A 16396-nucleotide genomic window follows, 5' to 3' on the forward strand; every position below is an offset into this window, starting at 1 on the left:
GCCAAAAACTGTTTCATGTTTTCAGCTCGCAGTTGAGATTTATTCTTTCCCTTCTAAGTTGATAATCTCTTGCAAAAAAAGGCACACATCAAGAATTAGTTCCGGGTCTATTAAGCTTGGTGTATCGAGCTGGGTATGAATAACCGTATCTATCAACTCAAATATCCCGGTAGATGTGATGGCAATGGTCGGCACTTTGGCAGAGGCAAACAGCATATGGTCGCCTTGATACCAAGGGGGTATTTCTTGAATACTTTTAAATGAGTGATAGATTGATTCGATTTGTTCAGCGTGTTTTTCGGAACATTCCATCAGCGATATTGCAGTTTTGTTATTTTTTAGGCCTAGCCCATCACAGTTGATGGCAAGCTTGATCTGATTAAATTCACTATTGCATGTATCGAGGTAGGCTATTTGCCCCGGTGTAGAGAAGTAATCTTCACCATTAAACGCGACTAATTCGACCTCAACATGTTCTGATATTGTCTCTTTTAACATCTCTGATAGGGTAAGTAAGACAGCAACGCCTACGGCATTATCAAGTGCACCTGGTGTTCCTGCCTTAGTATCAAAATGGGCCGTGACAACAAATTTACTTTGACCAGCCTGACCTTTTCTAGCAATAACATTCGCACCGGTTGTCTTTTTTCGTTTACTGTTAACTTTCAAATGAATCGGCAAATTGCTGTTTACAAGCCTATCTATATCATTTTTAGAAAATACAACCGATGGAATATCAAAATCACCATCTTCAAAGACAGGAAGCAGGTGTTTGTCATTTAAGCTGGTTGTCAGGATCGCTTCAGGCGCTTTCTCTTCCAGTAAGCTAATGATTCGTTGATGGTGCTCGGAATTATAAAATCTGAAATTCTTTGGCATCAATGGTTCTTGGGTCAGTTCGCCACATAAAACAGCGATTTTTCCTGACAAGTCAGCCTGCTCAAGCTGAAACATGTTGTTGACCACCTCAATACCAGCTTGAACGTTACAAGGTAATGAATAGGGTGAAGGCTCAACATTAGCTTTAATATCCCCGATGTTTAAGGTTGTTTCGTTTTTCTCCCAGTCGAGGCAGTCAAATTTCTGTAATGTGACCTGAAATTTGTTTTGAGTAAAGACCCGCTTAATGTAAGTTTCTGCTCTATGATTTGCAACGGAGCCGGTGGGTCTTTCACCTATATTTATAGATAATTCGTTGATGTGGTGTTTAATTCGCTTGAGTAATACGTTTTTGTTTTGCATAACATTCCCCTCTGTTGGTTAATGGTATGTTTGCAATGTATCTCAAGCTTGCTAAAAAGAATTGTAAGAATGCGACATCTATTCTGGTAGTTGACAAGGATGTCTAAAAAACGCTTTGGGAGATAACCCAGTAAATTCTCTGAAATCACGGATTAAATGGGATGGATCAAAATATCCGGCTTCATATGTAAGTGTCGTCAGGGATGTAGCTCTTTCGAAGTGCTTGATAGAGGTATTCAATCTGACAATACGACCAAATTTTTTGGGCGATATTCCGACATTTCTTAAAAATGTTCTTTCTAATTGTCGTTTACTAATATCTAGTTTGCTTGCTACTTCATTGACAGCAATTTGCCCATTTTCACCAACAATAATGTTGACGGCTTCCTGAGCGAGAGAGAAATCATTGGGTATAGACAGTCTGCTAAGTAAAAAATTTTCAATTAGCAGAATACGTGCATAAACCCCATTGGCTTCAATAATACGTTCTTGCAATGCTTTTATTTCCACTGGGAGGATATTGTCTAAAGCAATACTTTGATTAGTAAATTCATTAACCGGATTTGGGAAAAAAGCTCTAAAGGCACAAGGATAAAACACAACAGCCAACATTCCCACAGAACCAGGTGCTGTCATGACATCCTTGTATTCTGTTTGCTGTCCACAAATCAAGCATTGTGGCTGGATGAGGCTTTGACTATGTTTGCTAATTTCTTTAAATGGGGTTCTGTAGTGAAATATGAGTTGCAATTCTCCAGAAGGAATTACTCTTTCCGTATAAACTGTTTTCAAGTCTGAATTGACTTCAAACTGCCAATAGAGTTTAACCAGGCTCGACAAGTAGCTATTTGGTTTGTAAGTTTTATATGTTAACAATACTTTCACCTGCTCTTGTTCTAACAGTGATATTGTAAGCCTTCACAAGGAGGGATAATGAAAACCTATAGCGTCACGAAAACGATCAATGCCAGTGCAGATACCATCTGGGCCATACTCACTGATAGCTCAAAATACCCTGACTGGAACGAGACCGTAGGCAAAATTGAAGGTAATATTGCCCTAGGAGAACAGCTCAAAGTCTACTCAAAAAGTAACCCTGACCAGGTATTTCCTGTCAAGGTTATAGAATTTGAACCTGGTAAGAAAATGATTTGGCGCGGCGGCATGCCCCTAGGGCTGTTTGTCGGTGCTCGTACATTTCTCTTGTCGGGTGATAGTCATGGCCCTATGGAGTTTTATATGGAAGAAAAATTTAGCGGTTTGATGTCACCGTTAATAACTCGCTCAATTCCAGACCTGACGCCATATTTTGAGCAGTTTGCCTTAAATCTAAAAGATAAAGCAGAAAACTATAAATAATGCAGATTGCATCATCAAAGTCTTTTTACAGGTATTAAATTTTGTGTTACGTGGGCTAACTCACGTCATAACGGTGCTTCTAACTGGGTTAGAAGCACCGTCTTTTGATCAACACTAGCTCAGCTAAACACCTATTTATTCGTGTCTACGGCTGATGGTAGTTTTTCATCAGCCCAACTCAAACCACGAACAACCCATTGCCCAACGGCAACAGTGGACAAAACCAGAGCAGTGATTTTAAGACCGAAAATAATCAATCCACTGAACGTAGTCGTCAACGTGACCAAAGCAATGGTGAGTACGGCTAGGGCTGCGGCTAGAAGCAATTGAATAGGCTGAGTATTGCGTAGCAGCTGCCAAACGGCCTGCGTTTTCTCAAGGACCAGCGGCTGATACTGAACCCATAGATTAAGAGTACTGTCCGTGGCTTGGGTAGCTAGATTACTCAGCTTGCTTTCGAGGGCAATACGAGGCTGCTCTGTGGCATCAGCGACAGAAATATCAAAACTAGCAGGGCTAGATGTAGGTTTTGCTAACGTCATAGCTCACTCCTTATGTGAGAAATGCAAATGGAAACCAGGGATGTCTAAGCGCTAATGACCGATCCCTTGGGAACTTAATGAGGCATAGGGACTAGAAAATGTAAGTACTAATGTATCACAATAGGGTACATATGAACTAATCAATTAATTACTTAATAAAGTGCCGACGCTATCTTTTATATCTGTAGTAAATTTATTGGTTGTTACATTCAGCATCCTCAAAGTCCCATAGTCATGGTGAGCAAAAAACATAATCCCAAAACATAGCTAGCCATAGGGTAGAAATGGCGACAATAAAGGACCTTTGTCCCAGGAATAAAAGATACCCAGGTTAGCTCAACCAACCATTCTTCGTAGCTTCAAACACAGCCTGAATGCGGGTGCGAACGCCTAGTTTTTCTAACATGTTCTTGGCGTGGAACTTGACCGTTCTCTCACTGATGTAAAGCTGTTCTGCAATGTCGCGATCGCGATGACCCTGGGCTAGCAATCGCATCACCTCTTGTTCCCGCTCGGAGAGGGGCGAAGCGGCTGTAGTCACCTGGGATGAACTCAACTGTTGCGGTAACCGCAATCGCACCTGGGCCACATCAGTTCCTGTCTGGATTTGAGACTCACCGCCCAGGGTTTGTCCTGTGGCTAAAATATCCTGGAAAACCTCGATCAGAGTTGTCTCATTTAGGGGCTGCGCAGGGGTGGTCGCCAACATGGCCTCTAGGACAACAGTATCTGTATCGTAAACCAAACGACAATATTGACAAGACAACTTGACCAACCGATTTGCCATCTGGAGCAATAGCTGGGTGATCGGCAACGCCAACGGTTGTTCCGTACCCAACAGACTTAGCCGGTTGCCCCCAAGCAGAGCGGCTAACTGCTCCGATAGGTGAGCGGCATCCGGTGTTTTTAACAAGGCCTGATGGTTAACGGCACTGGCCAGGGCACCAGCCACAGACAAACTGAGGATCTGTAGGACCTCTAAAAACTCAGGTGCCATGGGACGATGACTGAAAACCGCGAGTACACCAATGGCCTGGTCACCTGCCATCAGGGGCAATCCGGCAAAGCCCTGAATATTATTAGCAATGGCCCATTCTCGGTCTTTAACCCAGTCTTCATCGGGCAGACAGTTGCTTAAAAAAGGAATGCAGTGCTGGGCAATTTTGCCAACCTTAAAGGCCCCCATGGGTACCCGAGCAAAGTCACCGTCTAAACGAGTGTAGAGACCAGATGAGGACACTAGTCGCAGAGTACGGCGATCGGGCTCCACCAGCCAAATGCGCGTAAATGCACAGCCAAATTGCTCAATCAGCCCATTGGTAACGCAGACGGCAATCTCATCGGGGGTCAACCAGCCGGTAAATTTGCCGACTAAATCTCCACACCGCTTTAGATCGAACAAAAGCCGTGAAACATCCAAGGTATGGGATGTAAGATTGGGCACTGTGGCAGATATCATACCGAATAGGGTTGAATATAGCTGAAATTGAGGGTGATGGCGGTAATATTAGCCACCGATCAAGCAAAATGTTTAAAGCAACTTCTTTTCAAGTGTAGGTGAAGCTAATGGAGGTTGGAGCCCATTATTGGCCAACTCATTAGGATGCGATCGCACCACCAGCTAAGCAAACAGCTGAGCAAAATCCCAGGCTATGACAGTTATCCAAAGTATCCTTTCACACCAGCCAAGATCGTTTCCATGGCCAAGGCGGCCAGTAATAGCCCTAAAATGCGAGTAACCACATTAACGCCCGTTCGTCCCAGACCTTTTTGAATCAAGTCTGCACATAGCAACGCGATAAAGGTAATGAACAGTACACTCAGCAATGCCAATGCTGTCACTGTCTGGTCTATAAAGCCAAATTTTGTATTGTCAGTCAACAACACCACTGACATAATGCCCCCTGGCCCTGCAATCAGAGGCGTTGCCAATGGAAATACAGCCAGGTCAATGGATGACGCAGGATCCGTGGAGGCTGAATGACCTCCCGAATCCTGTAGGACCATCTGGAGGCCAACAATTAATAACAGAATGCCCCCGGCTGTTCGGAAGGCTGGCAGGCTGATATCCAAAGCCGCTAACAGAGATTGGCCAACGACAAGGAACGCTAACAAAATTAACGTTGAAATGCCTACCCCAAGCAATGCAATACGTCTGCGGCTAACCTGGGGCTCCCTTTGCGTGATGGCAATAAAAATAGGTACTAGACCAATCGGGTCAATGACAACAAATAGTGTTACCGCATCCTGAAGAAAATGTTGAAGCATAGAAATCTATCGTTACTATAGACCTGTGAGATATCTACACTACTTCAGGGTTTATTAGCTGTTCGCTATGATGACTAATTGTAACCTCCAGCTATTGTGCCCCATATGTTGCTAGAGCAAAAACTACCAGGATGGCTCAAGTTTGGACTCATTTTACCCCTCATTTTTCTAGATGGTTGGCTGATAGTTCTGCTCTTTCAATATTTTCAGCCCATTACCAGCATCGTGATTCTGGCGAGCCTACTGGCCTTTTTGCTAGAGTTTCCCATCGTCTTTTTAGAAAAAAAGGGGCTGGGCAGGGGCTGGGCAATTACGTTGGTGCTGATATCGGCACTGGTTGCAGTCAGTGTCATTAGCTTGATTTTAGGTCCTCTGATTTTTCAACAGCTGGTTGAATTTGCCAATCGTCTGCCGGTTTGGCTCAACAAAATCGAAGAGCAGATTCAATTCCTTGATGATCAGAGCATCATGCAAAACTTGCCGGTGGATTTGAGCGATCTCTCGACTCAACTGATCCAACAAACATCAACGGCATTAAAGTCCTTAACCAGTCAGCTGATAAGTCTGACGGTTGAGACCATTAGCAGCACCGTCAATCTGCTGATTACGCTAATTTTGTGCATTTTGCTAGTGATTTTTGGCCCTGACCTATGGCGCGGTTTGATTAGCTGGTTGCCCATGGTGTGGCGCGATCGCATCCAGGCAGCCCTTCAACCTAGCCTCCAAAACTATTTTGCGGGTCAATCGATTATTGCGTTATTGCTAGGGGCAGTGTTATCGGTGGCATTCACACTATTACAGATTCCCTTCGGTTTGTTATTTGGCGTAGTTATCGGCCTTGCCAGTGTCATTCCCTTTGGTGGCACCATTACCATTTTATTGGTCAGTGGGCTACTTGCTTGTCAAAGCCTGTGGCTAGGGCTCAAGGTGCTAGTAGCCGCTATTATTTTGGGCCAGATCAATGAGAATGTAGTGGCCCCTCGTTTAATTGGTGGGATGACGGGGGTGAATCCAGCTGTCGTGCTAATTACAGTACTAATAGGCGCAAAAGTGGCTGGATTCTTGGGATTGTTATTGGCCGTACCCACAGCTAGCTTTGTTAAGCGAATTGGGGATATGCTGCGCAGTACAGATAATCCTGACACTCAGCTGTTAAGCCACAGTGCAGTAACAAAAACTTGAGCTTGTTTTAACACCAATCAGAGTGTTGGCAAAGTCACGACTAGAAAAGCTTTTGAGGTGATATTCTCCTAGAGAGATCCCCCGGTAACATAGCCGCAGGAATTTTAATCGTTAATCAACAAACCACTACGATAAATTCTCTAAATTAAGAGATGTTTATGGGACTGATCAAGTTAACAATTTGCATTATTCCCTGGCTCAGATGCTCGATAGTAAAGACCTGGGCCTAGTCATGAAACAGTTATTTACAGTGGGCCACAAAATACTAGACCTCTACTAAAAACACTATTTTGAGCCCGTGTATGCCTTTGTTTTCTGATTGTTTTCATCGGTTCTCAGATGAATTTATACAGTTTATTGTAATCTAGCTAAAATTAGATGGTACAGAAGCCTTATTGTCTGTAATCCGTTTCCTTTAAATAATAAAAACAAAGTGAACCCGTCACAAAGTGAGCCCGTCATAAAGCGATACTGTTTCCAGGCTAGTTATCCTCGCCAGGTGAATAATCATATCGCTAAGTATGTTCTGGGAGTAAAACACTGATGAAAGTTGAGAATCTTGCAGATTGCCCTACTGTAGACGTAGAAGACGACCGTACCGGGCTGAGCATAGAAACGCTGCGGCGTGCCCTGGCCGATAACTTGTTTTATGTCCAGGGTAAGTATCCAGGGACCGCGACAAAAAATGATTACTACATGGCCCTGGCCTATACGGTGCGAGATCGGTTGCTACAGCGATGGCTGGCAACCCGCGAAGCCTACGACAAACAAGATGTCCGCATCGTTTGCTATCTTTCAGCAGAGTTTTTGCTTGGCCCTCACCTGGGTAACAATTTGGTCAATCTCGATATCTATGAGCCTATCCAAAGGGCGTTGACAGAGTCAGGTCTGGATCTAGATGAGTTAATTGCGCAGGAGGAAGAACCCGGTTTAGGTAACGGTGGTCTCGGACGGTTAGCCGCTTGTTATATGGAGTCCTTGGCCAGTTTGGAAATTCCTGCCATTGGCTATGGTATTCGCTATGAGTTTGGCATTTTTGACCAGGAAATCCGCGATGGCTGGCAGGTGGAAATTACCGATAAATGGCTACAGTACGGCAATCCATGGGAGATTTTACAGGCCGATATCGCTGTTGAGGTAAAATTTGGCGGCCATACTGAGTTTTATGCCAACGACCAGGGGGAACAGTGCGTGCGCTGGTTGCCAAACTATACCCTCAAAGGCATTCCCTACGACACACCGATTTTGGGCTACCACGTCAACACAGCCAATACCCTGCGGTTATGGAAAGCAGAAGCCAGTGAATCGTTTGATTTTCAACGCTTCAACCAGGGGGATTACTATGGTGCGGTCGATGATAAGACGGCGGCGGAAAACCTGACCAAGGTACTTTACCCCAACGATGAACAGGTTCAGGGTAAGGAGCTGAGACTCCAGCAGCAGTATTTCTTTGTGTCCTGTTCACTGCAGGATATGATTCGTATCCACTTAGCAGAAGGCAATCGTTTAGAAACCTTCCATGAGAAGTTTGCAGCTCAGCTGAATGATACCCATCCGGCGGTGGGCGTTGCCGAACTGATGCGTTTACTGGTGGATGAACACGCCATGCCTTGGAATACCGCATGGTATGTGACCCAAAGGACCTTTGCCTATACCAACCATACGCTGTTGCCAGAAGCGCTGGAAAAATGGTCATTGTCATTGTTTGGTCGGTTGTTGCCCCGACATTTAGAAATTATCTATGAGATTAATCAACGGTTTTTAGAGCAGGTCCGGCAACAATTTCCCAATGATGTAGGTAGAATAGCTGCTCTATCTTTAATTGATGAGTCGGGAGAACGCTACGTGCGGATGGCGAACCTGGCGTCAGTGGGTAGCTATGCCATTAACGGGGTGGCAGCACTGCACAGTGAGTTAGTGAAAAGCACCGTACTCAGAGAGTTTCATGAGCTATGGCCCACTAAAATCACCAACGTCACCAACGGGGTGACGCCGCGCCGTTGGATGGTGTTGAGTAATCCCCAGCTTGCTGACCTGATCACCAGCAAAATTGGCCATAGCTGGGTGCGACAGTTAGGTGAGCTGAGGCAGCTAGAAACGTATGTCAATGATCCTGAGTTTTGTGCCGCCTGGCAACAGGTGAAGTTGGCCAATAAACAACTATTGGCCCAGCGCATTCTCAACTTGACCGGCATTGAGGTGGACCCTACGTCAATGTTTGACATTCAAGTCAAACGGATTCACGAATATAAGCGGCAACATTTGAATGTGCTGCACATTATTACGCTCTACAACCGGATTAAGGAGAATCCGGCTCAAGAGATTGTTCCCCGCACCTTTATCTTTGGCGGCAAGGCGGCACCGGGCTACTTTTTGGCCAAGCTCATGATTAAGTTGATTACCTCTGTGGGCGAGGTGGTCAACCACGATGCTGATGTGGCGGGCCGTCTAAAGGTAGTGTTTTTGCCTGACTACAATGTCACCAATAGTCAGCCTGTGTATCCTGCTGCCGATCTCTCAGAACAGATTTCTACGGCGGGCAAAGAGGCATCTGGAACGGGCAATATGAAGTTCTCGATGAATGGAGCTTTGACCATTGGTACGTTAGATGGGGCCAATGTGGAGATCCGTGAAGAGGTTGGCGAAGAGAATTTCTTTTTGTTTGGTCTGACGGTAGACGAGGTGATGGCGCTGAAGGCCCAAGGCTATAAGCCAAATGAGTATTGCGATCGCAACCCCAACCTTCAAAAAATCATTCACCAGCTTTCTTCTGGCGTATTTTCTAGAGGCGACCAAAACTTGTTTATGCCCCTAGTTGATAATCTACTGTATCAAGATCCTTATCTTCTATGTGCTGATTATCAAGCCTATGTTGATTGCCAGGACCAAGTCAGCCAGGCCTATGCCGACACTGACCGCTGGACTCACATGTCTATCCTAAATACTGCCCGTATGGGTAAGTTCTCCTCAGATCGGTCCATTCGTGACTATGGGGAGACTATCTGGCAGGTGCAGCCGGTGCCGTTAACCCTCAAGGATTACGTGCAAGCGGATGCTGGGTTACGGATAGACCAATCATGAGTTTAAGCATTTATTTGCTCCGCCATGGTGAAACAACCCACAGCCAGACTGGTGGCTATTGTGGTGCCCTTAACCCAGAGCTAACGCCAGCGGGGATGGAGATGGCCCAGGCATTTGCAGATGCCTATGGAGCCATGGACTGGACAGCAGTATTTACCAGTCCGATGAAGCGCACCATGGCGACGGCCAAACCCCTGTGTGAGGCCCTGGGGATGACGCCGCAGCTGCGGGAGGGTCTTAAGGAGTTGCAGTATGGGGCTTGGGAAGATCGCAGCCAGGATGAGGTTAAGCAGCTATATGGCCCAGACTACAATCGCTGGATGACTGAACCGGCTTGGAATCCACCCACGGGGGGAGAGACATCTCTCCAGATTGCGAGCCGGGCGAATACTGTGATTGCGGAGATTAAGGAGACCTACGAAACGGGCAATGTACTAGTGGTGTCTCACAAGGCGACTATTCGGATTATTATTTGTAGTCTATTGGGGATTGATCTGGGGCGATATCGCGATCGCATCGAAATGCCCGTTGCATCGCTCAGTGTGATTACCTTTGGGCGCTATGGCCCCATGCTCCAGCGTTTGGGCGATCGTAATCATTTGCCTAAAGCATTGCGGGAGCGGGCGGGCACATGACTATTCTCGTTCATATCTGGAACACATGCAGCTATGCCATTGGCTATTGTTAACTCGATAGCACAATGGCGTCCCTACCTGTTCTCCAACAAAAAACAGGCATGGCTAGTGAAAGCGACTACAGCAATTGTCTAGGGTTCAGTGCTGAATAATCTTGAATAATGTATTCAACCGTTGACTGACCAGTAAATGCAGATGCTGGCGCTGACGTTGTTAAGGCAACGGCTCTCATGCCTGCATTTTGAGCGGCTTCAATACCAATCACACTGTCTTCAAAAACAACACAATACCTTGGGGCAATATCGAGCTGTTGGGCAATGGTCAAGAAGGTTTCAGGGTGAGGTTTACCCAATGTGACATCGTCGCCACCAACACAGATAGTGAAATAGGCTGCAATATCTAAGCCATCGAGTACTAAATCGATATTGGGTTTCATTGCTGACGTTCCCAACGCCATCGTAATTTCAAGCGATTGAGCTATCTGTAAAAATTCTCTGAGTCCGTTGATAGGTTGAAGGTGGGGTTTATACAGCTCTCGATAAAGGGCTTCTTTCTGATGGGCCAGGGTCGTAACAGCAGCATCGGATAGTTCTTCACCACAAATGCGGCGAATGCATTGTTCAATGGTGCCGTGGGTTTGCTGCTGGACCTCAGCCTCCGTCATTTCCACACCCAGGCTTGACAGAAATTTTTGCCAAGCCTGCATATGAAACGCCATATTATCAACAAGGGTGCCATCCATATCAAAGATGAAGGCCATTTGTTGTCTAGGCATTAAACATTCACTCCAAGACGTTTGTTGATTTCTCCAGCATATTGCTCAGCGTTTAGCCCTACGATCAGATGCAAGACTTGGTCTTGAACTCGCATTATGGCTTCAACACCCGCTGCTTGCAGGGCTTCTTCGTTAACAGTATCAGGGGTCGTAATTTCCACACGCAATCGAGTCATGGCCACCGGATCTACTGTACGAATGTTGTCTGCACCTCCCAGGGCGGCAACCATTGCTTGAGATTTTTCGGCAGCGGCGGGATCAGCTGTCACCTCAGCCATGGTAGTTGCGGCTGCCATTGACTCTTCTGGTATGGGGGCTCCTACCTCATCTGCCTCAGGTCCAGCAGTTTTTAGGTATTCCACCATATCTGTTTTGAGATTTTCTGAACGGGGACCAAAAATTGCCTGGGCATTGTTGCCCACCTGTAGCACCCCTGATGCCCCCAGGGCTTTGAGGCGCGCAATATTGACTTTGCCCATGTCTTTAACACCAATACGCAGACGGGTAATACAGGCATCTAAATTCTCGATATTGCTCCGTCCACCAAACGCCAAGGTGAGTTCTTTTGCCATGGCAGCAGCATCCTGAGGTAGGTTGCTCACTATGGCTTCGTTGTCTTCTTCACGTCCAGGTGTGATCAGGTTAAACCGTTTGATGACAAATCGGAAACTGAAATAGTAGAGGGCGGCAAACAGGGGGCCAAAGGCAATAATCAGCCATACCTTGGTGCCTAGAGCATTAAAGAGAAAGAAGTCGATAAACCCATGGGAAAAGGTAAAGCCCATGCGTCCGCCCAGGATAACAAACAGTAAGTCAGCAAACCCCGCTAGAACAGCATGGAGCAAAAACAAAACCGGAGCGATAAAGACAAATGAAAATTCAATAGGTTCGGTAATGCCGGTGAGAAAAGAGGTCAAAGCTGCGGAAATCATGATGCCGCCAATTTCTTTGCGCCTTTTGGGCTTAGCACAGTGCCACATGGCAATGGCCGCTGCTGGGAGACCAAACATTTTGAACCAATAGGCCCCACCAAGAATACCGGCTGTGGGATCTCCGGCAAAGAAGCGGTTGATATCGCCCGTAACGAGCTCATTGGTAATGGGATCGGTAAAGGAGCCAATCTGGAAGAAGAAGGGAACATTCCAAACGTGGTGCAGGCCAAAGGGAATTAGCAACCGCTCAATGAAGCCATAGATGGCGACGGTAATTGGAATGTTGTTCCCTTGCGCAGCGGCGTTGGCAAAACTGTTAATGGCACCACCAATCGGCGGCCAAACAAAACTCATGAGGATGCCGACGACAATGGCTGCGATCGCAGTAATAATCGGCACAAATCGTTTACCCGCAAAGAAGCCCAGGTATTGGGGCAGCTTAATCCGGAAAAATCGATTGAACATATAGGCCGCCACACAGCCCATAATCAAACCGCCAAACACCCCCGTATCTAAAGAGGGAATCCCCATAATGGGTTTGAGGACGCTGGGGTCAATGTTGGCAAACAGAATTGAGGAGACTCCCAAAGAGGCTAGGAACACCACAAAGCCGACAATGGCAGCCAGGGCAGAGACACCATCGTTGGCGGTGTAGCCAATGGCCACGGCCACGGCAAACAGGATGGGTAGATTGGCAAAAATGGCATCCCCTGAGGCTTTCATAATCTCCGCCAGGGGGGCAGGTAGCCAGCCAAATTTGGCACTTGTTAAAACACCCTCCTGAATTTTCTGAATCTCAATCAGGCGAGCGCTACCTAGACCTAGCAAAATACCGGCCACGGGTAGGACCGAAACGGGCAGCATGAGAGCCTTTCCCATTTTTTGCAGGAGGCCAAAGGCTTGGTCACGCCATTGTTGTCGGTTTGGTAGAGGGGATGGAGCTGTTGTTGTTGTCATGGGGTTGGGAGTCTTGTTTTGGGCATCCACAAGGGAGTGCCCCTACGAATTGGCTAATGGTCTTGTTTTGGGCATCCACAAGGGAGTGCCCCTACGAATTGGCTAATGGTCTTGTTTTGGGCATCCACCAGGGAGTGCCCCTACGAATTGGCTAATGGCACCAGACTACGTACTTCGGCGGCGGTTTCTAACCCCAATGTCCGATCTGCCAGTTTCTGACATTGGTCTAAACTCAGAGAACGTACCAGGGCCTTAATAGTAGGAATCATCGAAACGCTGACGCTAAGTTCTTTGACGCCCAGACCAATGAGGAGAGGCACGGCTTGAGGATCGCTGCCAATGCCACCACAAACGCCAACCCATTTGCCATAGCGGCCTGCACCTTTGACTGCGTGGTCGATTAGTCTCAACACCGCTGGATGTAGACCGTCTACAAAGGGAGCTAATTTTGGATGGCCTCGATCCATCGCCAGGGTGTACTGGGTGAGGTCGTTGGTACCCACGGAGAAGAAATCGACTTCCTTGGCAAACTGCTCGGCCATGACAGCGGCTGAGGGAACTTCAATCATAATGCCCACCTCAATGGGAGGCAAATTAAGGGCCTGGCGTTCTTCTTCTAACATGGCTTTGGCCATGCGTAGTTCTTCGATGCGGCCAATCATGGGAAACATCACCCGCAGTTTGCCCGCAGATGCTGCCCTCAAAATTGCCCGCAGCTGAGTGCGCTGCAGTTCAGGTTGGTCAAACCCTAGACGAATGCCTCGTTCTCCTAGAAAGGGATTCTCTTCTGGGGCCATGGCCAGGTAGGGTAGAGGCTTGTCACCCCCAACATCCAGGGTGCGAATAATCATAGGTTTATCGACTCCCAAGACTTCGGCAATACTGCGGTAAATGCCGGTTTGTTCATCTTCTGTTGGGGCTTGGGGTCGCCCCATAAAGATAAATTCGGTGCGCAGTAGACCTACACCTTCAGTCCCTAAGGAGACAGCTTCCTCGGCATCTTTGAGGCTACTGATGTTAGCAACAATCTCAACTTGATGCCCATCCTGGGTAATGGCCGGTGCAAACGCGTTCTCCAGATCAGCGGCCTGTTTGGCCTTTTGGTTAGCAATGCGGGTTTGGGTGTACTCAATGTCTGCAGCTGGGGCGTTTAACCGCAGGATGCCGCTTGTGCCATCTAAAATCACTGGGGTCCCATCGGCCAAGTCCAAAACCTGGGGTTCCACACCGGCAATGGCTGGAATACCCATGGATCGTGCCAAAATAGCCACATGGGACGTAGCTCCACCCGCCAGGGTACAAAAGCCGACCACACGCTCTCGATCTAGGGTAGCCATGTCAGACGGGGTGAGATCCTCAGCCAACAGAATTGTATTGTGGGGATACTTGATCTCTGTGACCTCGATGCCTGTGAGAATCCGTAACACTCGCATCCCCACATCACGAATGTCATTGGCGCGCTCCGCCAATAGCTCGTTTTTTAGCTGGGCTAGCTTATTTGCCTGGTTTGTGTAGGTTTGTTGCCAGGCAAAACTTGCACTTTTACCCTTATTGATGGCACTGGTGGCAATGTCCATTAACTCAGGATCATCCAAAATCTCTTGGTGGGCGGCAAAGATAGCCGCTTTACCCGGATTGCCCTGACCGTGAACCTTGGCGCGGATGGATTCAACTTCTAAGGCTGCTTTTGCGATCGCATCCTCCAACTTTCGTCGTTCTTTACTGGGGGATTCTCCCACCTCTTCAATCGCCAGGGTTTGTTCACGCACCCGATAGGTATTGCCCACCGCTAGCCCTGAGGAAGCCGCCACTGCCAAAATAATATTGGGGTCATCAGACTTGGGCTGGGGCGGCGGCGCTTTGAGGGCAGACTGATCGATACTAGCGGGTGCCGGGACTGCTCCAGCTTCCCCCAGTCCGGCTTTTATTGCCTCAGTGAGTTCCGTAATTGCGGTCTTCGCATCCGCACCCCTGGCCTCCAGGGTAACCCGGTCTCCATAGGCCACCTGCATTGCCATAATTGCTACGACACTTTTTGCATTGGCGCGTTCACGACTTCGCAGCAGAGACACCTGGGACTGATATTTTTTAGTCAGGTTCACCAAAACTGCCGCCGGGCGGGCGTGCAGCCCTTGGGGATTGCTGATAACAATGGGCTCTGACGTGACGATATCTCCAGTGATTACGGCCTGCTCTTGACTGTCCTCATCCAGCACCAACTCCAGGAAAATATCTTGCCCTGCCGTTACCCGTCCTTGCTGGAAAACAAATTCTGCAATGCGCTCAGGATTGGTAACAACGATTTGAGTCAACAAACTTTTAGCATGGAGAGCGACATAATCAATATCAAACTCCAACAGAGGATACCCTGCTGTGACCCGATCACCCAGTTTTACCTGGGGAGAAAATCCTTCTCCCCGTAGTTCTACCGTATCCAATCCCACATGCATTAAAATCTCGACACCAGCCGCCGTTTTTAGGGTAACCGCATGGTTAGACGGATGAATCTGAATGATCTCACCGTCACAAGGCGCTCTGAGAATGTTAGAGATAGGGTCAATCGAGATACCATCGCCTACCATCTTTTGGGCAAAGACTGGATCAGGTACTGACTCAATGGGTCTTAAATAACCGGACAGGGGGGCGTTTAAGCGCAGAATGGTTTGAACTGGAGTGCGTGTGTCTAGGGGCATGGTATGGCTAATACTCTTTAGCATTAAAAACTGGATAGTGACCTGTTGGACGTGTTTGTTAGACGTATTTGTTGGACGTGTTTATTGGACATACCTATTGGGTGTACCTATGGATTAATAAGCAAGCAAGATGGTCAAAAAAGCGGTGTTATTAACTATTTTTTAGTATTTGCCAATACATTCTTCAGTAGCGTTGCCCTATGGTGAAACCTGTTTTTTCTGTTATGACAGGGGTTTCAAAGAACATTTGCAGCAAACATGTCGTGTTTTAGAAGTCCCTATAAAAACCTTAAAACCATTGCTATAAAAGCCCTTGACCATACATAGACTTCTATTTATTGAAACGATAGACAAGCAAAACTATTGCACGCTATACCCTATAAGACTAGAGAAAAACATGCTTTTTCCAAAGCAAGAATCGATCTCAGTCAACAGACTGCAAGCAACTTATCCTATTTTTATACAACTCACATTCTGGCCATGGCCAGGTGTATAAAAAGTATAAATAAGTTGATGTTTTGATGTCAGAAATGACCGTTATTGCAATTAATAACGGCTTCAATTCATAACATGAGAAAACTCATATTTTTAGCATGTAATATGAGAGGATTCACAAGATTACCCTTCATTTCAATAACAAATAGTCAAATCGTAAATTCACTAGTATAGCTGTTGTTTTCTGTGGCTATATAGGGGGACAGTTAACGATTTAGCCTATGGTATAAACTTA

The 16396-nt window shown here is 46.8% G+C and carries 12 protein-coding genes; 4 read left to right on the forward strand and 8 right to left on the reverse strand.

Features of this window, described 5'->3' with window-relative positions; all coding sequences use genetic code 11:
* Positions 1-39 precede the first annotated feature (39 nt).
* A complete protein-coding gene (locus tag QGP82_RS10685; RefSeq protein WP_499058946.1) occupies positions 40-1242 on the reverse strand; it encodes a M28 family peptidase in 1203 nt (400 codons plus the stop codon).
* Positions 1243-1320: 78 nt separating this feature from the next.
* Positions 1321-2127 carry an AraC family transcriptional regulator gene (locus QGP82_RS10690; protein WP_499058948.1) on the reverse strand — a complete coding sequence of 269 codons (807 nt, stop codon included), beginning with the start codon at positions 2125-2127 and terminating at the stop codon, positions 1321-1323.
* A gap of 48 nt (positions 2128-2175) precedes the next feature.
* Between QGP82_RS10690 and QGP82_RS10695 the strand changes: the two genes are divergently transcribed.
* Entirely contained in the window at positions 2176-2601 is a 426-nt protein-coding gene (locus tag QGP82_RS10695) for an SRPBCC family protein (RefSeq protein ID WP_499058950.1), read from the forward strand.
* A gap of 131 nt (positions 2602-2732) precedes the next feature.
* Here QGP82_RS10695 and QGP82_RS10700 read toward each other — a convergent pair whose 3' ends face one another.
* From QGP82_RS10700 to QGP82_RS10710, 3 genes are all read right to left on the reverse strand, one after another.
* Complete coding sequence (locus tag QGP82_RS10700) at positions 2733-3143, reverse strand: hypothetical protein (RefSeq protein ID WP_163660407.1); 411 nt, start codon at positions 3141-3143, stop codon at positions 2733-2735.
* Between the two features lie 331 nt (positions 3144-3474).
* Positions 3475-4602 carry a LuxR C-terminal-related transcriptional regulator gene (locus QGP82_RS10705; RefSeq protein WP_163660409.1) on the reverse strand — a complete coding sequence of 376 codons (1128 nt, stop codon included), beginning with the start codon at positions 4600-4602 and terminating at the stop codon, positions 3475-3477.
* 200 nt (positions 4603-4802) lie between these two features.
* A complete protein-coding gene (locus QGP82_RS10710; RefSeq protein WP_163660411.1) occupies positions 4803-5411 on the reverse strand; it encodes a MarC family protein in 609 nt (202 codons plus the stop codon).
* A gap of 105 nt (positions 5412-5516) precedes the next feature.
* Here QGP82_RS10710 and QGP82_RS10715 point away from each other — a divergent pair, with 105 nt between their 5' ends.
* From QGP82_RS10715 to QGP82_RS10725, 3 genes are all read left to right on the forward strand, one after another.
* Complete coding sequence (locus QGP82_RS10715) at positions 5517-6593, forward strand: AI-2E family transporter (protein WP_163661696.1); 1077 nt, start codon at positions 5517-5519, stop codon at positions 6591-6593.
* Between the two features lie 543 nt (positions 6594-7136).
* On the forward strand, positions 7137-9674 hold the full coding sequence (locus QGP82_RS10720; RefSeq protein WP_499058954.1) for a glycogen/starch/alpha-glucan phosphorylase: 2538 nt from the start codon (positions 7137-7139) through the stop codon (positions 9672-9674).
* Positions 9671-10309: a histidine phosphatase family protein gene (locus QGP82_RS10725; RefSeq protein ID WP_499058955.1), complete on the forward strand. Its 639-nt coding sequence runs from the start codon at positions 9671-9673 to the stop codon at positions 10307-10309. Before QGP82_RS10720 ends, QGP82_RS10725 begins: the two co-directional genes overlap by 4 nt.
* A 118-nt stretch (positions 10310-10427) precedes the next feature.
* Here the strand turns inward: QGP82_RS10725 and QGP82_RS10730 are convergent, their stop codons facing one another.
* The 3 genes from QGP82_RS10730 to ptsP all read right to left on the reverse strand — a co-directional run bounded on the left by QGP82_RS10730 (position 10428) and on the right by ptsP (position 15666).
* Positions 10428-11084: an HAD family hydrolase gene (locus QGP82_RS10730; protein ID WP_163660417.1), complete on the reverse strand. Its 657-nt coding sequence runs from the start codon at positions 11082-11084 to the stop codon at positions 10428-10430.
* Positions 11084-12973 (reverse strand): glucose-specific PTS transporter subunit IIBC, encoded by a 1890-nt coding sequence (gene ptsG / locus QGP82_RS10735; RefSeq protein WP_499058957.1) that lies wholly within the window; start codon positions 12971-12973, stop codon positions 11084-11086. Before ptsG ends, QGP82_RS10730 begins: the two co-directional genes overlap by 1 nt.
* A gap of 140 nt (positions 12974-13113) precedes the next feature.
* Positions 13114-15666: a phosphoenolpyruvate--protein phosphotransferase gene (gene ptsP / locus QGP82_RS10740; protein ID WP_499058959.1), complete on the reverse strand. Its 2553-nt coding sequence runs from the start codon at positions 15664-15666 to the stop codon at positions 13114-13116.
* Positions 15667-16396 lie beyond the last annotated feature (730 nt).

It is taken from the genome of Leptothoe sp. LEGE 181152 (genome assembly GCF_032906605.1).
GTDB classification, from domain to species: Bacteria; Cyanobacteriota; Cyanobacteriia; order Phormidesmidales; family Phormidesmidaceae; genus Leptothoe; species Leptothoe turfae.